Source organism: Rhodococcus gannanensis (genome assembly GCF_042681175.1).
In the GTDB taxonomy this organism is placed as follows: domain Bacteria; phylum Actinomycetota; class Actinomycetes; order Mycobacteriales; family Mycobacteriaceae; genus Rhodococcus_G; species Rhodococcus_G gannanensis.
Genome location: NZ_JBHUFB010000020.1, coordinates 859,280 through 879,105, shown reverse-complemented (window position 1 = coordinate 879,105; position 19,826 = coordinate 859,280). Strand labels below are relative to the sequence as shown.

At 71.7% G+C, this 19,826-nt stretch carries 13 protein-coding genes; 7 read left to right on the top strand and 6 right to left on the bottom strand.

What is annotated here, in order from left to right:
* Positions 1-14: 14 nt before the first annotated feature.
* Positions 15-1,358 (bottom strand): S1 family peptidase, encoded by a 1,344-nt coding sequence (locus ACFSJG_RS24775; RefSeq protein ID WP_378487873.1) that lies wholly within the window; start codon positions 1,356-1,358, stop codon positions 15-17.
* 67 nt (positions 1,359-1,425) lie between these two features.
* The gene (locus ACFSJG_RS24770; RefSeq protein ID WP_378487872.1) at positions 1,426-3,129 is read right to left on the bottom strand and encodes a hypothetical protein; all 1,704 of its coding nucleotides are present in this window, start codon (positions 3,127-3,129) and stop codon (positions 1,426-1,428) included.
* Between the two features lie 210 nt (positions 3,130-3,339).
* Here ACFSJG_RS24770 and ACFSJG_RS24765 point away from each other — a divergent pair, with 210 nt between their 5' ends.
* Together ACFSJG_RS24765 and ACFSJG_RS24760 are read left to right on the top strand one after the other, a co-directional pair.
* Positions 3,340-4,368, top strand: coding sequence for a Dyp-type peroxidase (locus ACFSJG_RS24765; protein ID WP_378487871.1), 1,029 nt, complete (start codon positions 3,340-3,342; stop codon positions 4,366-4,368).
* Entirely contained in the window at positions 4,365-5,168 is an 804-nt protein-coding gene (locus ACFSJG_RS24760; protein WP_378487870.1) for a family 1 encapsulin nanocompartment shell protein, read from the top strand. The genes ACFSJG_RS24765 and ACFSJG_RS24760 overlap by 4 nt, the downstream gene beginning before the upstream one ends.
* Before the next feature lie 16 nt (positions 5,169-5,184).
* Here ACFSJG_RS24760 and ACFSJG_RS24755 read toward each other — a convergent pair whose 3' ends face one another.
* Positions 5,185-7,647 carry a LuxR C-terminal-related transcriptional regulator gene (locus ACFSJG_RS24755; protein WP_378487869.1) on the bottom strand — a complete coding sequence of 821 codons (2,463 nt, stop codon included), beginning with the start codon at positions 7,645-7,647 and terminating at the stop codon, positions 5,185-5,187.
* Between the two features lie 32 nt (positions 7,648-7,679).
* A complete protein-coding gene (locus ACFSJG_RS24750; RefSeq protein WP_378487868.1) occupies positions 7,680-9,476 on the bottom strand; it encodes an Hsp70 family protein in 1,797 nt (598 codons plus the stop codon).
* Positions 9,477-9,853: 377 nt separating this feature from the next.
* On the opposite strand from ACFSJG_RS24750, the gene ACFSJG_RS24745 reads away from it, so the two are divergent.
* The 3 genes from ACFSJG_RS24745 (at position 9,854) to ACFSJG_RS24735 (ending at position 15,530) form a co-directional block, all read left to right on the top strand.
* A complete protein-coding gene (locus ACFSJG_RS24745; RefSeq protein ID WP_378487867.1) occupies positions 9,854-12,160 on the top strand; it encodes an IniB N-terminal domain-containing protein in 2,307 nt (768 codons plus the stop codon).
* An 83-nt stretch (positions 12,161-12,243) separates the two neighbouring features.
* The gene (locus ACFSJG_RS24740; protein ID WP_378487866.1) at positions 12,244-14,073 is read left to right on the top strand and encodes a dynamin family protein; all 1,830 of its coding nucleotides are present in this window, start codon (positions 12,244-12,246) and stop codon (positions 14,071-14,073) included.
* The gene (locus ACFSJG_RS24735) at positions 14,070-15,530 is read left to right on the top strand and encodes a dynamin family protein (RefSeq protein WP_378487865.1); all 1,461 of its coding nucleotides are present in this window, start codon (positions 14,070-14,072) and stop codon (positions 15,528-15,530) included. The genes ACFSJG_RS24740 and ACFSJG_RS24735 overlap by 4 nt, the downstream gene beginning before the upstream one ends.
* A gap of 42 nt (positions 15,531-15,572) precedes the next feature.
* On the opposite strand, the gene ACFSJG_RS24730 is transcribed toward ACFSJG_RS24735, so the two are convergent.
* Complete coding sequence (locus ACFSJG_RS24730) at positions 15,573-16,121, bottom strand: TetR/AcrR family transcriptional regulator (protein WP_378487864.1); 549 nt, start codon at positions 16,119-16,121, stop codon at positions 15,573-15,575.
* Between the two features lie 217 nt (positions 16,122-16,338).
* On the opposite strand from ACFSJG_RS24730, the gene ACFSJG_RS24725 reads away from it, so the two are divergent.
* A complete protein-coding gene (locus ACFSJG_RS24725) occupies positions 16,339-17,553 on the top strand; it encodes a cytochrome P450 (protein WP_378487863.1) in 1,215 nt (404 codons plus the stop codon).
* A gap of 51 nt (positions 17,554-17,604) precedes the next feature.
* Here ACFSJG_RS24725 and ACFSJG_RS24720 read toward each other — a convergent pair whose 3' ends face one another.
* Positions 17,605-18,777, bottom strand: coding sequence for an isochorismate synthase (locus ACFSJG_RS24720; RefSeq protein WP_378487862.1), 1,173 nt, complete (start codon positions 18,775-18,777; stop codon positions 17,605-17,607).
* 250 nt (positions 18,778-19,027) lie between these two features.
* Here ACFSJG_RS24720 and ACFSJG_RS24715 point away from each other — a divergent pair, with 250 nt between their 5' ends.
* Positions 19,028-19,807, top strand: a complete 780-nt coding sequence (locus ACFSJG_RS24715; protein WP_378487861.1) for a siderophore-interacting protein — start codon at positions 19,028-19,030, stop codon at positions 19,805-19,807.
* Positions 19,808-19,826 lie beyond the last annotated feature (19 nt).

The window sequence follows — 19,826 nt, the reverse complement described above, 5'->3', positions numbered from 1 at the left end:
TCAGGACCGTGCGATCAGGCGGGTGCGGCCTGGGTGCGAACCCGGAGATCGTGACCGAGCGTGGCGTTCGCGCGGTCGACGATGCTCTCGACGGGGATGCCGATGCTGGCGGTGCCGCCGTCCAGGGCGAGGACCATGTTCGCCTCGTTGCAGTTCGGGGCGCCGCTCGCGTTGGACCCGGAGGAGATGCCGAGTGCGCGCGTGCCGGTGAGGATCGCGCCGCCACTGTCGCCGCTGAGCGTGCAGGTGGACCCGGCGAAGCCGCGCACGAGGCGGGTGGTGCCGTTCGCCATGTCCAGGGGCACGTCGACGGCGTCGGCGAGCACGACCCCGCAGGTGAAGGCGGAGGTCTGACCGGACTTGCAGATCGGGGCCCCCACGACCGGGCGTGCGGTGCCCGTGACGGTGACGGTGGTGCCGTTCGCGCCGCGGACGGTCGGCTGGTCGAGGCCGGCGTCGACGCCCGCCTTGTTCAGCCGGATCACCGAGTAGTCCAGGCCGCCCGCGTCCTCACCCATCTCGGAGTGCTCGAAGGCGCCGATCTGGGTGCTGCGACCGATGTCGACGGGGTTGGGCAGGTAGACGGGGGAGTCGCTGGGGACACCTGCCCCGTCCTGGGCGGGGTCGCAGTGACCGGCACTGAGGTTGTACGCGTCGCCGTCGGCGCCGACCGCGTTGAAGCCGAACGAGCACAGGCCGATCGTCTCGGCGGGAGTCTCGGGGCTCAGCGGCGTCGCAGTGGTGACGTAGGTGTCGCCGCCCTGGGGCCTCGGGTCGACGGGACCGCCGCCTCCGGGGGAGACGATCACCTTGAGCTGCGCGAGCAGCGTCGGGAGATTCAGTGCGCGGCCGACCGGGCTGTTGACGACGTCGATGACGACCTGGTTGTTCAGGACGTCGATCGAGGTCGAGTTGACCTGAGACGACACGTCCTTGGGAAGTGCGCCGATCCACTGGTTGAGCTGGCCGCGAGCCGTCTCGAGCTGTCGCTCGGACACCGCGGCCATGTGGGTGCCGTAACCGGCCGCCGAAACGCGCTGGGCCGCCTCGGTGGTGGTGACGGCGACGATCGGTCGTCCGTCGGTGGCGATCCACGAACCCGCGAAGGTCTCGGGCTCGGACTCACGCAGTTCGTCGGCGTAGGAGCCGAGGCGCTGCGCGAGTTCGGCACGCTCCAGATACTGCTGCGGGGTCATCTTCAGATCGCGTGCAATCGCTTCCACGAGCTCGGCGGGGAGCTGCGTCACCTGCTTCTCGGTCACCAGGGGTTCACGCGGTGCGGCCTGCGCGAGTGCGCCGGCCGTGAGGAAGGTGGCAGAGGCCAGGATGGCGGCGCGAAGCGCCAGCGGCAGACGCATGAAAACCCTTCTGGAGGCATTCGAACGGATGACGACGCCCCACCATAGGGGAAAGTTCGATGTGGCGTCAGTAACTCCTGGTGGCAGTATTCCTTGTCAGGAATTCCGTGCTTGTTGCGCCCCAACCGGCGGGTACCTCGCCGGCCTCGGACGGTTCCGGCTCCGACTGCGCCGGCGGCTCCGGCTGGGGCGCGGACTCGACCGGCGTCTCCAACTCGGGCTCGGTGGTCGCGGTCGCGGTTTCCGTGTCGGCGGGACGCTCGGTCGTCGTCTCCTCCGGTGTGGTCTCCGGCGGTGTGGTCTCTTCCGGTGTGGTCTCTTCCGGTGTGGTCTCGGTCGGCGTGGTCGTCTCGCCCCCCGGGTCCTGTTCGTGAGTGGTCTCGTGGGGCTGCGTGGTCACCGTCGTGGTGGCCACGGCAGGCGGACGGGTCGCCACGACGGGTGGCGGCGCGACCGCGGTGGTCGCGGGCGGGCGGCCGGTGGTGGTGGGTCGCGGTGGCGCCGAGTCGGCCGGCCGGGAGGGCGTGGGAGCGGCGGCGGTACCAGGTGCGGGCGCCGTGGCCGCCGGTGGCGCGGGGGTGGCAGTGGTGCTGTCCGGGGGCGAAGTGTCGGTGTCGTGGTCGCCGCGGGTCGCCGCGGCGGCGCCTGCGATCGTCACGACGAGCAGGAAGAGGGCGATTCCGGCGGCGACGAGAGCGCGGCGACTGGGGGTCGAGGCGTCACGCGGAGGTGCGGCGGGTACCGCGGTGGCCGGGCCGCCTGCCGCGGCCGAGACCGGGTTCCCGAACATCGACTCCGTGAACGCCAGGGGCCGGCGCGGCGGCTCGATCACCGGAAGCCGGTCCGTCAGGGTGCCGTCCAGGCCGACGACCACGACGGGGGTGGCTGCGGCAGCCGTACCTCCGACGGTGCCTGCGGCGAGGATCGCGGCGCCGTGGACCGCGGTTCGCGCCGGATCCGGAGCCACGACAACGGGCGCGGGCAGCGTCGCTGCGGCCCGTTCCGCCAGTGCCGGGATCGCGGCACCGCCGCCGGTGAGCAGGATCCCGCGCAGGGTCACCTGCTCGTCGACGTCGGCGAGCAGTGTCTCCTTGGCCAGCGTCACGGCACTGTCGAGAAAGTCCCCTGCGCCCGCGGGTTCGGTGGCGTCCTCACCGGTGACGGCAGGGGCGCCGCGGTCGTCACCGGAGAACGAGGAGAAAGTGGAGGACAGGAGGCGCGGTTCGTCACCGTCCGCGTCGACCAACGACACGGTCAGGCCGGTCGCACCGAAGTCGCACACCGCGACGGTGCCCTCGCCTGCCGCCGGGTGCGTGGCCTCGAGCCACGCGGCCGACGCGACCGCATCGGGCACCAGTCGCACCGCCGACAGACCGCCGCGGTCGAGTGCGCCGCGCAGCGCAGCGACCCGGTCGTCGTTCCAGCGGGCGGGGTGGACCGTGACGAGTTCGGGGGTGTCGGGGAACCCGGGGAACTGCCGAGCGGCGGTGGCGATCAGGCTTGAGGTGGCCGTCGCGACGAGGTCCTCGGCGAGGTAGGTGGTGCCGTCCGCGTCGGTGATGCCGTCGGGGTCGCCGACGGCGCCGAGGAACCCGCTGATCACGCCCGGTTCGTTGCGCGGTGCCCCGAGCCGGGCCCCGGTCGCGGAGATCTGCAGGGTTGCGGGCCGGATGAGTACGGGCCGGTCGGTCAGCGGCGCGTCGGACGACTGCAGGATCGCGATCGCGTCGGTGTCGCCGACGCCCAGTCCGATCCCGTGACCGACCGTCATTCCGCACACCCCTGTCTGTGTTCTTCGTTGCTGTCGCGGCGGTCGACGAGCGCACGTCGTCGCGTTCCGGCGCCGACGGGCCACACTAATCGGCCGCCCGGACGGGTGCGTGTCGAGATCGCCGGAGGCGGTCCGGCGAGTGGGTGTCGGTCGTCGCGCCTGGGTAGGCTCGTCCCGTACGCCTGCGCCGTCCGACACGTCTGGAGTGCCATGAGTAGACCTGCAGCCCAAGAGCTCCTGGAGCCGCTCACCGTCTCGGCGCTGTTCCTCGTGGTCACGGCGGGTCCCGAACAGGCCGATGCCACGACCGTGGCGGAGGTCGCGGCGGATGTCGGAAGCCTCGTCCGGGCCGTGGGTTTCCGGGAGCTCGCCGCGTCCCTGAGCTGTGTGGTCGGTGTCGGCTCGGACTTCTGGGATCGGCTCGGCAAGTCGACCAGGCCCGCCGACCTGCATCCGTTCGTCCCGCTGGACGGGCCGGTTCACAGTGCGCCCGCGACACCCGGCGATGTGCTGTTCCACATCAAGGCATCGCGCGCTGACCTGTGTTTCGAACTGGGACGGCAGATCCGTGTCGCCCTCGGCGACGCCGGGACGGTGGTCGACGCGGTGACGGGCTTCCGCTACTTCGACGCCCGCGACCTGCTGGGTTTCGTCGACGGAACGGAGAACCCCACCGGGACGGGCGCACAGGACGCCGCGGTGATCGGCGACGAGGACCCGGAGTTCGCCGGCGGCAGCTACGTGATCGTGCAGAAGTACCTGCACGACATGGATTCCTGGGGTGCCTTGAAGACGGAGGACCAGGAGCGTGTGGTCGGCCGGACGAAGCTCGAGAACGTGGAGCTGGAGTCACTGCCGTCGAATTCGCACGTCGCGCTGAACACGCTCGTCGACGAGAACGGCGAGGAACGCGAAATTCTGCGCGGCAACATGGCTTTCGGTGACATCGAGGTAGGCGAGTTCGGCACCTACTTCATCGGGTACGCGAAGACGCCGGACGTCACGGAGGAGATGCTGCGGCACATGTTCCTCGGCGACCCGCCCGGCAACCACGACCGCATCCTCGACTTCTCGACGGCGGTGACCGGCACCCTGTTCTTCGTGCCGAGCGTCGACGTCCTCGAGTCCCTCGCCGATCCCGGACCGGACACCGACGAAGCCGTGCCCGAGTCCGAGGACCTGACATCGCAGTACGGAACGTCACTGAACATCGGCAACCTCAAAGGAGTAGCTCAATGACCCAGTCCAGCAATCTGCACCGTCAGCTCGCGCCGGTCACGGACGCGGCATGGGAGCAGATCGGAGAGGAGGCGACGCGTACCTTCAAGCGGCATGTCGCGGGCCGCCGCGTCGTCGATGTCGACGGACCGCACGGCTATGCCTACTCGGCGCACAACGTGGGGCGCGTGAAGCCGATCACGTCGTCCGACAGCAGGATTCGCGCGCAGCTCCGTGAGGTCCACCCGCTGGTGGAACTGCGCTTCCCGTTCACGCTGAGCCGCGCCGAGATCGACGACGTCGCTCGCGGATCGCTCGACTCGGACTGGCAGCCGGTGAAGGACGCCGCCAAGGCGATCGCGTTCGCGGAGGACCGTGCGGTGTTCGCCGGTTACCAGGAGGCGGGGATCCTCGGGCTCGGACCGTCGTCGAGCAACCCCGTGCTGCAGCTGCCGGAGGATCCGCTGGCCGTGCCCGACGCGGTGGTGTCGGCGCTGTCGGCGCTGCGGCTCGCCGGTGTCGAGGGACCGTACGCGCTGGTCCTCGACGCGGACGCGTACACCGCGGTCAGCGAGACCCGCGACGAGGGGCATCCGGTGTTCGACCACCTGAAGAACCTGGTCAGCGAGATCGTGTGGGCGCCTGCGGTGCGCGGCGGCTTCGTGCTGTCGACCCGCGGCGGCGACAACCAGCTGACCCTCGGCGTCGACCTGTCGATCGGCTACGACAGCCACACCGCCACCGAGGTCACGCTGTTCCTCGAAGAGACGCTGACCTTCTCGGCGCTGACGTCGGAGGCGTCGGTGGTGCTCGCACGCTGAGCGCCGCAGGCGTCTTTCAGGCGCCCGGACTCATCGCGCGCAGCATCGACAGCATCTCCGCCCGGGACTGCGCGCCGAGCCGGCGGCGGATCCGGGCGACGTGGTGCTCGACGGTCTTCGCCGAGATGAACAGCCGCGATCCGATGTCGCGGTAGGTCAGACCGGTCACCAGCAGTCGCGCCACGTCGGATTCGCGTTCGGTCAGCGTGGCGCCGACCGTGGGGGTGGGGGCGCCGTCACGGTCGGTGGGGGTGGGACGCAGTGCGCGCGCCACCTGGAGCAGTGCGGTGGCGGTCGCGGTGTCCCCGACGCGCAGCGCTGCCTCGCTCGCCAGCCGTGCGCCGTCCCACGGCAGTCCGATCGCGCCGAGGCCCGTGGCGGCCTGCTGCACTTCTGCGGCATCGGTGTCGCCCTGCAGTACCCGGAGCCAGGCGCGTCCCGCTCGGGCGAGACCGGCGGCGTACGAGCTGCTCTCGGCGGCGACGCCGAGAGCGTGGGCGTGGGGGACGAGGTCGGCGGGCGACTCGGTGGCGATCGCGACCTGCACCCCGTACCAGTGCAACGGCGTGCCCCACAGGATTGGCTCCCCGAGCCGCGCGAGCAGCTCGCGGGCCTGGTCGACCAGGTGCGCGACGCGGTGGGTCGCGTCCAGACGCGCTGCGCCGAGCCACAGTTCACCGAGCGGCAGTAGGCTGAGCAGGTCCACCGAGTGTTCTGCGACGACGGAACCGGCCGCGTCCCATGCCTGGTGCAGCGCGCCGATCTCACCGCCGCGCCGCGCCACACCCACCCGCAGCGCCGCGGCGAACAGCGCGTCCCGGGGACGTGCCGCGACGGAGGGCAGCGCGTCGACGGTACGGGTCGCCGCGTCGAGGTCGCCGTGCAGCATCGACACCCATGCCCCCAGGAGGCGATGCCTGTTGTGCGCGACTCCGGAGTCCGGGTCGGTGTCGGTCGCCTTCGCCAGGACGGTGGCGGCGCGGTCCAGCTCCCCGCAGTGCATCGCGGTCAGCGCCGCGACGGCGGCTCCGGTGTCGGGGAGCAGCCGAGGGCGCGCGGCGGTGGCGGACAGGGAGACCGCGCGGGTCATCGAGTTGAGCGCCACCGCGGTTTGACCGTCGACGGATTGGCGCAACCCCTGTGCGAGAAGCGCTTCGGCGGCCGTCGTCGACGTCGGAGGCGCGTCCGTCCCACCTGCCGCCGCCGCGTCCGCGGCGTCGGCGCGGCCCGCCGCGAGGAGGATCGACTCGGCGATCGGCCGGTCGCTGCCGAGCCGGTCCGGTCCCAGCCACTCGTACAGGTCCGCACTGCGGACCAGCATTCCCTGGTGCGCCGCGATGCTGGCGGCGATGCGCACGGCGGCGGCAAGTTCGGGACCGGGTGTGGTCGACGCACGTTCCAACAGGGTGTCGGCAATCCGGGCGGCGGTTGCCAGGTCTCCGGCGAGGCCGGCAGCTTCGGCACGCCGCAGGGCGAGGGCGTCGGCGTCGGCGCCCGCCCACACCGCTTCCTCGTACAGTGCGGTCGCCAGTTGCGGGGCCGCGAGAGCAGCTTGGGCGCAGAGGTATTCGGCCAGGTCGGTGTCGGTTACCCCGACTGCCGCGAACGCGCGGGCGGAGGTGACGTCGAGCGTGCCGAGTTCGAGCTTCACGCGCAGCGTGTCGAGGTGCAGCCCCGCCACCCGCTGCGTCCCGACAGCGAAACGCAGCGGTTCGCATGCCGACGCGACCAGGTCGTCCCCGGGTAGCAGCAACCCGCTGCCCCGGACCCGGTCCACCAGATCGCGGCCCTCGTCCTCGCCCAGGGTGAGGACACGGGAGAGTTCGCCCGCGTCGAGTCCGCTCCCCACCATCGCGATCGACAACGCGCACAGCATGTTCGGGTCCATCGCCGCAATTACCTCGGCGTGGCAGGCCGCGACCGACGACGCGACGGCGCGATCCGCAACCGCAGGCGACGGGATGTCCTTGAGTCCGGTCAAGGCGGCGTCGACGCAGCGGGGCACGCCTGCCGAGAGCCGGTGGACGAGTGCGACAAGCCCGGGCGGAAGCGATGCTCCCAGAATCGTTTCCGCGCGCCGAGCGACCTCCCGTGACGTCAGGTTCGTCAACGTCAGAGTGCCGTCGAGTGCGGAGGCCAGTGCCAGCAGACCCGGGTTGCCGGGACGCGGTTCCGTGGCGACCACGACGGTCGTGTCGGAGCGCCTCGCGAGTTCGGTGAGGGCGTCGAGCGCCGACGCCGACAACAGCTGCGCGTCGTCCACCACGACGGCTGCGCCAGGAGCCGTGACCGCGGTCGGGTCGGAGGTGACCGCGCCCGGAATACGTTCGCGCACCAGCGCCAACAGTGCCGACTTACCGGATCCCGACGCGCCGCGGATCAGCACGTGAGGGTGACCGGACCGGACGCCGTCGAGCAGGGCCCGCGCCGCGGGCGAGGATGCCACGGCGGGCGCCGGGCGCGCGAGCTGTGTGGGCATGACGGTCTCCCTCCCGATGTCGGTGGACGGATTCACTGGCCGAGGATTCCGCCGACGACGCCGCCTACGCCGCCGACGACACCGCCGAGGCCCTGGCCGACCCCGCCGACCACGCCGCCGAGACCCTGGCCCACGCCGCCGACGACATTGCCGAGGCCCTCGCCGGCGCCCGCGGCGGCGTCGCCGACGCCCTGGCCGACGCCGGTTCCGCCGCCCCCGGGAGCGGGGGCAGGCGCGGGGGCGGTGTAGACGGGTGCCTCCGGGGCGGGTCCGGGGGCGACCGTCGCCGCCTGGGTCGGAGCCGACCCGGCCTGGGCTGCTGCCGGATCGGCGGGTGTCGCGCCCGTGGTTCCGGCGACCGCAGCCGCTTTCGTCGTCGCGGACGACCCCGACCGTGTCCCGGCGGGAACGTTCGCCGCGCCGGTCGGGGTACCGGCACTGCCGGTGGTGGCCGCGTCGCCGGGGGCGCCCGCCGTGGTCGGCGCCGCCGTCCCCGGACCGGCAACTCCCGCCGTGGCAGGGGAGGTCGTGGTCGCAGCGCCGGACTTCGATCCGGACGCGGGCCCGAAGGCGCCGGTTCCGAGTGACAGGCCACCCGCCGCGAGCACCGCGATCGCCGCGGCTGCGGCGGAGATCAGGGCCGCCTTCTTCGGCGTTGTCAGGCCGGCGCCTCGGCGTCCGTTGCCGGTGGTCGCGGCGATGCCCGTGGTGGTGGCGTCGGGTGCGGCCGGTGCGCCGATCGTGGCACCGAGTGCGGTGAGCGCGGCCGTGTCGGTGTCCGCCGTCGCCGTCGCGACGGCCGAGGCAGCCGACAGCGCGGCGCCCGCCGCGGCAGTGGACGCCGGATCGACGTCCGCGAACACCGGAAGCCGCAGCTGGGACGAAAGCAGTTCGGCGACAAGGGGAACGGCGGAGCTTCCGCCGACGAGGAGAACGGACCCGATGTCGGACAGCTCCAGTCCGGCGCTGCGAACCGCCTCGTGCACCAGGTTCACCGAATCGGCCAGCGGTTCCCGGATCAGGTCCTCGAGTTCCTCCCGCACCAGCCGGACGTCGCTGCGGACTCCGGGCAGGTCCACACCCACCACCGTTGCGGTGTCCGCGGACAGCGCCTCCTTCGCGATCCGGCAGAGCGTGCGCAGCTCCGTCAACGCGGCTGCCGTCTCGGGCTCGAACGGATCGATCCCCCTCGCGTCGTCCGGCAGGGCACCCAGAACGTGCTGCAGGACCATGTGATCGAACGCGGAACCCGAGTACTCCTCCGACCGCAGCGGCGTGCCGAGGACCTCCGGACTCTCGGCCGGGCGGACCACGGTCACGTCCAGCGAGCCTGCCCCGAGGTCGTAGACGACGACAGGGGAGTCGTCCGCCGACGGGTGCGCGTGCCGCATCCACGAGGCGGCGGCCTGCGGTTCGGTGAGGAGAACGGCGTCCGCGAGTCCGGCGCGTTCGAGCGCGGCGGACAGCACATCCGACTGGTAGCCCGTCCACGTCGCCGGATGGGCAACCGCCACCGCGTCCGCGGGCGGTGCCTCGTCGACCAGGCACCGCACCGTTGCGGCCACCAGGTCCGCACCGGTGTGCGAGCTGCCGTCGTCGGCGATCAGTGCGACCGGGTCACCGACCCGGTGTGCGAAACCCGAGACCACGACGGCCGGTGCCTCGCCCTCGTGCAGCAGCGACACACTCGACCCGTCCAGGGCGAGGGCCGTTCGCACCGTGTGTGTCTGCACGCCGGGCGCCGTGCCGGCCGCGCTCGCGGTCGGATCGGCGGCGAGCGCCGCGGTCGACTGCATCGAGCCGACGGTCAGTCCGAGCCCTGTCGCCATCCTGCTTCTCCCGTCTCCGGGGCGTCGACCTCCTGTGCGCGACGTGCGTGTCAGGGGTCCACACCCGTGTCAGTGCGGTGGGCGTCAGCCCGGTGTCCCCGGGGCCGCAGAGGGGCCCCGTCGGGCGGCCCCAGGGACCGCGCCATTGCCACAAGTGTCGTGCCCGACAGCGATTCCGTTACCGGTTGCGCGCCCATAACCGCAGTTGAGGGGCATTTCCCCCATATCCCCTGGATCCCCTATGTCCCCGGCCCCCGGGTCGGCGTTCCAGATGGGGGAGTCGACCCCGTTGGGCGGGAGGGCAGCGCTGCCTAGTTTCGGAAGGGTCCTTTTCCTGTGGAGCAACGCCGCACCACACGACACGTCAGGAGTCCGAGATGGCCACCAACGCGCTGCTCGATTTCATCCTCAGCCTGCTGCGCGACGACGAGGCGCGGGCCGCGTACTGCGCCAGCCCCGACACCGTCCTCGCGGCCGCCGGACTCGGCGACGTCACGCACGCCGACATCGCCGCAGTCGCCCCGCTCGTTGCCGAATCCGGCCTGTTCGCGGGTGCGGGCACCGCCCTCACCGGAATCCTCGGCGCGGGTGCGGGTGCAGGCGGCTCCCTCGGTGGGGCCCTCGGCGGTGGGCTGGGCGGTGGGCTCGGTGCCGGGTTGGGCGGTGGCATCGGGTTGGGCGCGGGAGCGGGCCTCGGGCTCGGTGCGGCGGCAGGCGGAAGCGTCGGCGGCGGCATCGAGGGTGGGCTCGATCTCGGTGCCGAACTCGCCGCGGCGCTGGGCGCCGCCCTGCAGATCGGTGGGCAGATCGGGGCGGAACTCGGCGCCGCGCTGGGCGCCGCTCTGAACGTCGGCGGCGGACTCGACCTCGGTGGCGCGCTGGATCTCGGTGGCGCGCTGGACCTCGACGCCGCCCTCGATCTCGGCACCACCGTCGCGGCGACGCTCGGCGGTGCCCTCGGCGTCGGTGGTGACCTCACGGCCGACCTCGGAGCTGCACTCGGGGCCGCGCTCGGCGCCGTCACCAGCGTCGATCTCGGAGGCATCGTCGGCGTCGGTGGCGGACTCGACCTCGGTGCGATTCTCGGTGCCGCGTTCGGTGTCGGCGGCGACCTCGGTGCCACGCTCGGAACGTCCCTCGGTGGCGTCCTCGGCGGTGCGGTCGACATCGCAGGCGGGATCGGTGGCGACCTCGCCGCCGCGCTCGGCGGCGGACTCGACCTCGCAGGCGGCCTCGGTGCGGCGCTCGGTGGCGCGCTCGGCGTCGGCGGCGACCTGTCGGCGGCGCTCGGCGGTGCACTCGACGCCGCGCTCGGCGTCGGGGGTGGACTGGGCGGTGCCCTCGACCTCGCCGGCGGTCTCGGCGGTGACCTCACGGCTGCGCTGAGCACCGCACTCGGTGGCGCGCTCGGAGCGGGCGGCACCGTCGGAGCCGACCTGGGTGGTGCCCTCGGCGGGGTCCTCGACACCCTGGTGAGCGCAGGCGGAGCCCTGGATCTGGGCGGCGAACTCGGTGGTGCACTCGGGCTCGGCGGCGGCCTCGCCACTGCACTCGGTGGCGCCCTCGGCGTCGGCGGTGACCTCACCGCGGAGCTCGGAACGGCGCTCGACGCCGCGCTGGGTGCGGGCGGTCTCCTCGACCTGGCAGGCGGCGTCGGTGGCGGCGTCGACCTCGGAGCGGTCCTTGGCACCGCGCTCGGTGCCGGTGGGTCGGTCGGATCGGACCTCGGTGCCGCGCTCGGAGGGGTCCTCGGCGGAGCGCTCGGGGCAGGCGGCGAGCTCGGCGGCACCGTGGACTCCGCACTGTCCGGCGGACTGGATCTCGGCGGCGCCCTCGGCGCGGCGCTCGGCGGCTCCCTCGGACTCGACACCGCCCTGACCACCGATCTCGGCGCTGCGCTCGGCGGCGCACTCGGCGCAGGCGGACTCACCGAACTCGACCTGTCCGGGCTGCTCGGTGCAGGCGTAGAGGCCGACTCGTCACTCGACGCCGTGCTCGGCGGCGGAGTCGAGGGTGCGCTCGGCGGCGGCATCGGCGGTGCCCTCGGCGCCGGACTCGACGCGGGTGGCCTGCTGGGATCCGCAGGCGAGGCAGCCGGCAGCGTCGGTGGGCTCGTCGACGCGGGCGCCGGACTCACCGGTGGCCTCGGTGCGGCGCTCGGCGGTGCTGTCGACGCAGGCGGGGGCGCCGCGGCCGACCTGAACGCCGCGCTCACAGGCGCCGCGAGCGGCGGCATCGACACGGCGGCCACGCTGGGGAGCGACCTGACGGCCGGACTCGGGGCGGGTGTCGGCGGGGCGCTCGACGCCGGAACCGACCTCGGCGGCACCCTCGCGGGAACCGTCGGTGCCGCTGCGGATGCGGGCGCCGGACTCGGTGGCGCGGTGACCGACGCGGGTGCCGCGATCGGCTCCGGACTGGACGCGACCGCAGGTCTCGGTACCCAGTTCGACGCGGGGCTGGGCGGTGACCTGACCGCCGGACTCCAGGGTGTCGCGACGGGTGTCGGCAACGCGTGGAGCTCGCTGGACGCATCGAGCACCTTCGGCACGGAAACCCACGCCGACCTCGGCGAGGGCGCGGCCGGGTCCGGTGGACTCTTCTCCACAGGCGACGGTCTGTTCGCCCAGGAACCGGCCGTCGCCGACACCGATCTCGGCGAGACCGCGATGCACGTCGAGTAGCGAGCGCTGTAACGAATCCGGCCCCGCACGCGGTGACACACGTGCGGGGCCGGTCCTCGCGGAGGGAAGTGTGGGTCGGGTTCATGGACAACGCATCCGGTACGGCCACGCCGATCGGCGGGGCACGATCGACGACACTGACCGGTCTCGTCGACGACGTCGCAGCGGTCGCGGCCGGTGCCGGCCGCACCGATCTGGTCGCTCGTCTGGACGGTGCCCGCACCAGGCTCGTCGACCCCAGGATGCGCATCGTCGTCGTCGGCCCGCTCAAGCAGGGCAAGAGCCAGCTGGTGAACTCGCTGCTGAACCTGAACGTCTGCTCGGTGGGAGACGACGAGACCACCGCGGTCGTGACGGTTGTGCAGAACGCGGACCCCGCCGCTGCGGAACTCGTTCTCGTCGAGCCCGGGTTGGACCCGGTGCGTGTTCCCCTACCGCTCACCGAACTCGCGGCGCTCACCCCGACGACTCCCGCGGCCGGTGGCCGCGAGGTGCTGCGGGTCGAGATCGGAGTTCCCAGCGCGCTGCTGGCGGAAGGTGTGGTCCTCGTGGACACCCCCGGCGTCGGAGGTCACGGGAACCCGCATGCCGCAGCCACTCTCGGCCTCGTCACCTCGGCTGACGCGGTGCTCGTGCTCTCTGACGCGAGCCAGGAGTTCACCGAGCCGGAGATCGCGTTCCTCCACCAGGTCGTCGGCCTGTGCCCCGCGGTGGCCTGCCTGATCAGCAAGACCGACCTGTACCCGCACTGGCGGGAGATCGTCGCCGCCGACCGCGAGCACCTGACGCGGGAGGGACTGCAACTGCCGCTGATTCCCTTGTCCTCCGCCCTGCGGACACACGCCCTGCGACTGGGCGATGCCGAGCTCGACGCCGAGTCCGGGTTCGCCGGGCTCTACGACTTCCTCCGCGAACAGGTGCGCACCCGCACCGTGGAGGCGATCCACCAGGCCGTCTCGCTCGACATCCGTTCCGTCGCAGAACATCTGTCGCTGTCGCTCGGCAGCGAGCTGGCGGCCCTGCGGGACCCGGCGAAGGGCGCCGCCGCGGTCGCCGAACTGCAGAAGGCGAAGGCGGTGGCCGAGGAGTTGCAGAAGAAGTCGTCGAAGTGGCAGCAGATACTCGGCGACGGCATCGCCGATCTCGCCGCCGACATCGACCACGACCTGCGGGACCGGCTGCGGCGGGTCACCCGGGAGGCCGAGGAGGTCGTGGACGAGGGCGACCCGGGCAAGGACTGGCAGCAACACGGGGAGTGGCTCGAACAGCAGGTGGCGATGGCCATCGGCGACAACTTCGTGTGGGCGCACGACCGCTCCGTGTGGCTGGCCGAAGTGGTCGCGGGCACCTTCTCCGAATCGGGCGCCGTGGCACTGCCACACCTGGACGCGGCGGACCTGGACGGCCTGCTCGACCCGGTGGCGTCGCTCGCCGACCTGGAATCGGGGCGCATCGGCATCACCCAGAAGGTGCTGGTGGGAATGCGCGGGTCGTACGGCGGTGTGCTGATGTTCGGCCTGATCACGACGATGATGGGTATGGCCCTGGTCAATCCGATCTCTGTCGGTGCCGGTCTCCTGCTCGGCACCAAGGCCTACCGCGAGGACCGGGAGTCGCGAATCCTCAAGCGCCGCAGCGAGGCCAAGGTCGCGATCCGTCGTTTCGTCGACGACGTCAGCTTCCAGGCGGGCAAGGAGTCGAAGGACCGACTGCGGCTGATCCAGCGTCTGCTGCGGGACCACTTCACCGAGGTCGCGGAGCAGACGCTGCGTTCGCTCGCCGAGTCGCTGCGTGCCGCCCAGGAGGCGGCGCAGCTCGCCGCGTCCGAGCGCACCCGGCGTGCCGCCGAGATCGAGGAGCTGATGCGGGTTCTCGCGTCCGCACGGTCCGCGGTGACCGGGGCGGCGTCGTGACCGGTGCTGCGCTCGATTCCGCACGGGAGTTGATCGGTGCGGCGCGCGAGGCGGCCGGTGGCCGGGCGCGGGCCGGACTCGAGGACTGCGCGCGGCGCCTCGAGGAACCGCTGCGTATCGCGCTCGCCGGATCGCTCAAGGCGGGGAAGTCGACGCTCCTCAATTCCATTGTCGGCCAGGACATCGCGCCGACCGATTCGACCGAGTGCACCCGCGTCGTCACCTGGTACCGCAGCGGCGCCACCCCGAGCGTCACCGCCCGGTACGCCGGGGACCGCACCGCGAACGTGCCCGTTCACCGGATCGGTGGTGCGCTCACCTTCGATCTCGGCCGCTTGACCGCCGCCGACGTGGATCGGCTGGAGGTGCAGTGGCCGGCTCGCGCCCTGCGGCACACCACGATCATCGACACTCCCGGCACGTCGTCGCTGTCCCGGGATGTCTCGGCCCGGACACTGAGCATGCTGGCCCCCGAGGACGGGACGTCGGGTGCGGACGCCGTGGTCTATCTGCTGCGCACGCTCGGCGCGTCCGACGTGGACTTCCTCGGGCGGATCGGCGTACACGTCGGTGGGGAGTCAGGTCCGCTGGGAGTCGTCGGGGTGGTGTCCCGCGCCGACGAGGTGGGCGCGGGCCGCATCGACGCGATGTCGTCCGCACGGGAGGTGGCCGACCGCTTCGCCACCGAACTCGAACGCACAGGACTCTGTCAGGCTGTGGTGCCCGTCGCCGGCCTCCTCGCACTCGGCGCCCGCACCCTGCGGCAGGCCGAGTTCGAGGCGTTCCGCGCTCTCGCCGAGGTTCCGTCGGACGACCTTCAGGTGGCGATGCTGTCGGCGGACCGGTTCGCACGGCCCGAGAGCCCGCTGCCCGTCGACGTCGAACTGCGGGTGCAGCTGGCGCATCGATTCGGACTCTTCGGGATCCGGCTGGCCGTCACGCTCGTCAAACTCGGGACGCAGGATTCGCCGACGCTGGCGGCGGAGCTCGTCGAACGCAGCGGACTCGACGAACTGCAGCAGGTGATCGACGTCCAGTTCGGGCAACGCGCCGACCAGCTCAAGGCCCATTCGGCGTTGCTCGCGCTCGAACGGCTCCTCGCACACGAGCCGGGCGCCGATGCCGGGCGGGTCCTGAACTCCGTCAAGCAGGCGCTGTCGGACGGTCACGGGTTCCAGGAGATCCGGCTGCTCGGGCGGTTGCGATCGACACCCGTGACGCTGGACGACGACGACACCCGACTGTTGCAGCGCATCGTCGGCGGGCAGGGCGTCGCCGCCACCCAACGGCTCGGTCTCGACCCCGACGCCGGCGCCTCACAGCAGCGTGACCTCGCACTCGGCGCGGTGCGGTACTGGCGTGCGCGCGCGGAACATCCCCTCGTCGACGGGTTCACCGCCCGGGCGTGCGCCGTCGCGGCCCGCAGTGCGGAGGGCGTGCTCGCGGACCTGTCCTGAACGTCCTGTCCGGAACGTCGTTCACGGGGGCGGGCACTGGTCTCAGGAGAACGCCGGTGCGACGAAGCGTCGCACCGTCTCCCGTTCCGTCTCGGCGTCGGGCAGTGGCCACGTCAGCAGGGTCAGCACGACCCGGACGATCCAGCGCGACCCGGCCTCGTCGCCGCCGAGCCCGGTGAGCGTCGCGGACAGCGCACCGAGTTGTGTGGAGGACGCGAGGTAGTCGTCGACGGTGCGGGATCGGGAGCCGGTGAACCAGGTGCCCAGCGCCGGATTCGACCGGACCGCACCCACCGAGACCAGGATCGCCTCGACCACTCGGTCCGCGCCGTCCAACCCGTCGACGGCAGCGCTGACCCGGTCGGCGACCTCGGTGGCGGCGCGGGCGATCACCCCGTCGAGAATCGCCTGCCTGCCACCGAGGTACCGGTACAGCGTCGCGCGCGAGCAGCCGGCCCTGTCGACGACGGCGTCGACGGTGACGGCGTCGAATCCGCGCTCGGCGAGCACTGCCGCGGCTGCGGTGAGGATGCGGTCGGTGGCCGCCTCGCGGCGCGGTGTGCCGGTGAGCCAGTCGGTGCGGCCGGTCATCCAACCCCCTGGAATTCGTTCGGAAGGTACGTCTCATTCTGAGACAGAAATGCGCCGAGCGTCTACCCCGAATCGGCACTCGACCAGCGACGACGCCGTCGTGGTGAGACGGCGGCGCACCCCCTGCGAACTGGGGAATCTCACTTTCCCGCGCCCCCTTGACGCTCCCGAACAGGTCCTGCGACGGTGAGCCGGACCCACGGCGACCACGACAGGAGTGAACGTGAACGAGGTGCCGGCGCTGGACCTGTTCGATCCCGACGTCCTGGACGATCCGTATCCGCTCTACGCATGGCTGCGCGAGCACGCACCGGTGTGTCGCGTGCCGGGAACGGATCGGTATCTGGTGTCCACCGCGGAGCTGGTTGCGGAGGCGTGTGCGCGCACCGACGACTTTTCGTCCCACCTCACCGCCGCACTGGTGCAGGGGACGGACGGGCCGGCGGCCTTCGACATGACCGGCGGTGGACAGGCGGTGCAGGTACTGGCGACCGCCGACGACCCCGACCATGCCGCGCACCGTCGGCTGGTGCTCCCGACGTTGGTGGCCAAGCGGATTCGGGCCCTCGAGCCCCAGGTCGGCGCTCTTGCCGAGCGGCTGTGGGAGGACGGGCTGGACGGGCGGAGGATCGACTGGGCGGCGGCCGTCGCGGACCGGTTGCCGATGGCCATGGTGGCGCGGCTGATCGGCCTCCCCGACGGCGACGTGCCGCAGCTGCTGGCGTGGTCGTACGACAGCACCGAGATGCTCGGCGGCGTGGTGACAGAGTCGGAGCTGTCGGCTCTGTCGGTGTCGGCCGCCCTGCTCGCCGGCCACCTGTACGCCGCTTTCGAACGGGCGCAACGTGATCCGCGCGACGACCTGCTGGGGGACCTGGCTCGGGCCTGCGCAGGGGGTGCGGTGGGTGTCACCGAGGCGGTGCTGATCCTGGTGCAGCTCGTCGGTGCCGGGGGAGAGTCCACGGCGAGCCTGATCGGTTCGGCGGCACGGGTGCTCGCGGAGCGGCGCGATCTGCAGTCGCTCCTGCGCGCGGACCCGACGATGGTGGCGCCCTTCATCGACGAGATGCTGCGCTTCGAGTCGCCGTTCCGCGGGCATCACCGGCACGTCACCCGGCAGACGTCGCTCGGTGGCGTCCCGCTCGGGGCGGGAAGCCACCTGACGCTGCTGTGGGGAGCGGCGAACCGTGACCCGGCGGTGTTCGAGGCGCCGGACGAGGTGCGGTTGCACCGCCCCAACCTCAAGGCGAACGTGGCGTTCGGGCGGGGAGCGCACTTCTGCGTCGGCGCCGCGCTGGCCCGGATGGAGGCGCAGGTCGCACTGAGACTGCTGCTCGAGCGCACCGAGTCCGTGGGTCTGGTGGATGCCGAGTGGGCGCCCAGCCTCCTGGTACGCAGACACTCCCGTCTCACGTTGTCGACACGGGGCTGACACCGGACCGAGCCCGAGACGGGCGGGCGGTTCGACCGCCGGTCGGTCCGGTCAGACGTCGGTCGACACTCCCAGTGCGCGAAGGACGGTCCCGAGCTTCGTGACCGTCTCCGCCAGTTCCGCGTCCGGATCGGATTCGGCGATGATTCCGCCGCCGCCGTATGCCGTGATCCGTCGCCGGTCGGCCGAGATCTCGGCGCAGCGGATGGTCACCATCCACTCCCCGTCGCCGCCCGCGTCGCACCAGCCGACGGCCCCGCCGTAGAAGCCTCGTTCGCCCTCCAGCTCCTCGATCGTGGAGTAGGCGACGTCGGTCGGCGTACCGCACACCGCCGGTGTCGGATGCAACGCCAACGCCATCTCCAACGACGGTGTGGACGGATCGGCCAGCACACCGCTGATCGGCGTCCCCAGGTGCCACAACTGCGGCGTGTTCGTCAACGTCGGCTGATCCGGAATGTCCAAGGTCTTGCAGAACGGGGCCAGCGTCTCCCGCAGTGCGTCCACCACGAAGGCATGCTCTCGCAGATCCTTCGACGACTGCGTCAGGGTGCGTCCGCTCGAGCGATCCTGCTCCGGGTCGGTGAACCGTGGTGCCGATCCTGCCAGTGGGTGACACGACACGACGTCACCGCTCTTGCGGATCAACACCTCCGGTGACGACCCCACCAGGGTGCGCCCCGAGTACTCGGCGCCTGCGGAGCTCAGGTCGACGCAGTATCCGTTCCCCGTGGGCGTTCCCGCCACCAAGGCGGCGAATGCCGCCATCGGATGTGTCTCGTGCTCGGAGGAGAGCTCCACCGTGCGCGCCAGCACGACCTTCTGCAGCGGCGACGAGGCGTCGGCCAGTACGGCGACGCCTGCCGCAACCCGATCGAGATGGGAAGCGTCGTGGAGGTTTCCGACTGTGAAAGCAGGGAGCGCGGGTGCGTGAGTCACCGCTGCCGACCCGTCGTGGTGTCGCATCGTCACAGGCTCGAAGAGCGCGGCAGGTCGATCGCGGCGGAACGGCAGCGCGCCGACGACGGCCGAGACCGAGCCCGACCGAAGCTGTTCGAGTGCCGCACGTGGGTCGTCGAACCCGGCCCGGACTCCGCTGGCCGAGATCGACCGATCCGGGCGTGACAGTTCGAACACGCCCGATTCCCGGGTCGGCTCCCCTCGGCGTCCGGATCGTGTCGTGGTCGTGCCGATGCCCCTGTCCACCACAACTGTTCGAGTCATACGCCGGATCCTCCCCGATCGACCGTGTGTCCTCTCCAGAGTAGGTGGGCAGGACGGCGAACGGGGGTGCTACGTCCCGATGTTGACATGTGTTGTTGTGTAACGTGATCCGAGAGGAAAACGAAGAAGTTTCGCCGAACGACACCATACGGAACAGGAAGTCATGACACGCCCCAATGATGTGGAAAGCATTGACGTCGAAGATGATCTGCCCCCGGGAACGCTCCCGAGTGTCATCGAGGTCGCCCGGGTGACCGATGTGACGCCGCTGATGCGGCGAGTGACGTTCGCCGGCGCGGGAGTGGCCACCTATGCGCACGACCCGTCCCGCGTCCCGAACGTCAAGCTCGTGTTCCCCGACCCGGACGGCAATCTCGTTCTCCCGGTCGGGTCCGCATCCGGACGTCTCAGCTGGCCTGATCCGACTGTGCGCCAACGAGTCCGTACGTACACGGTTCGCCGTCTCGACCCCGAGAAGGCGGAGATGGACATCGACTTCGTCCGCCACGGCGACGAGGGTCTCGCCAGCGCCTGGGCCGAACGCGCGCAGCCTGGTTCCGCGATCGGGGCAGCCGGAGGCGGCGGCATCACCGCAAAGGAGTCCGACTGGTACCTCGTCGTCGGTGACGAGACCGCGCTCCCGGCCATCGGCCGGATGCTCGAACGCCTGCACCCGGACGCCCGAGGCGTGGCGCTCGTCGAGATCGACAACCCTGCGGAGGAACAGGATCTCGTTCGCCCCGTGGGCGTCGAGGTCCGGTGGCTGCACCGCAACGGTGCCCCCGCCGGGAGCACCGAACTCCTGATCGATGCCGCGAAGTCCGTGGAGCTGCCGACCGACGGTTCCGTGTTCGCGTGGGTGTCCGCGGAATCGCGGGTGGTGCTCGAACTGCGACGGTACCTGCGTGTGGAAGCCGGGCTGAACCGCAAGGTCACCCTCGTCATCGGCTACTGGCGGTTGAACGCCACCGAGACCGAGTACGGCCACACCGCAGACCACGACAGGGACTTCGACGAACACTACGAGTGAGTGGAGTTCGTGCCGCGCG

Excerpts from the sequence above, each read along its gene's own strand:
- ACFSJG_RS24750 (WP_378487868.1), bottom strand. The coding sequence starts at position 9,476 with ATGGCGACAGGGCTCGGACTGACCGTCGGCTCGATGCAGTCGACCGCG.
- ACFSJG_RS24775 (WP_378487873.1), bottom strand. The coding sequence starts at position 1,358 with ATGCGTCTGCCGCTGGCGCTTCGCGCCGCCATCCTGGCCTCTGCCACC.
- ACFSJG_RS24740 (WP_378487866.1), top strand. The coding sequence starts at position 12,244 with ATGGACAACGCATCCGGTACGGCCACGCCGATCGGCGGGGCACGATCG.
- ACFSJG_RS24770 (WP_378487872.1), bottom strand. The coding sequence starts at position 3,129 with ATGACGGTCGGTCACGGGATCGGACTGGGCGTCGGCGACACCGACGCG.
- ACFSJG_RS24760 (WP_378487870.1), top strand. The coding sequence starts at position 4,365 with ATGACCCAGTCCAGCAATCTGCACCGTCAGCTCGCGCCGGTCACGGAC.
- ACFSJG_RS24765 (WP_378487871.1), top strand. The coding sequence starts at position 3,340 with ATGAGTAGACCTGCAGCCCAAGAGCTCCTGGAGCCGCTCACCGTCTCG.
- ACFSJG_RS24755 (WP_378487869.1), bottom strand. The coding sequence starts at position 7,647 with ATGCCCACACAGCTCGCGCGCCCGGCGCCCGCCGTGGCATCCTCGCCC.
- ACFSJG_RS24745 (WP_378487867.1), top strand. The coding sequence starts at position 9,854 with ATGGCCACCAACGCGCTGCTCGATTTCATCCTCAGCCTGCTGCGCGAC.
- ACFSJG_RS24720 (WP_378487862.1), bottom strand. The coding sequence starts at position 18,777 with ATGACTCGAACAGTTGTGGTGGACAGGGGCATCGGCACGACCACGACA.
- ACFSJG_RS24730 (WP_378487864.1), bottom strand. The coding sequence starts at position 16,121 with ATGACCGGCCGCACCGACTGGCTCACCGGCACACCGCGCCGCGAGGCG.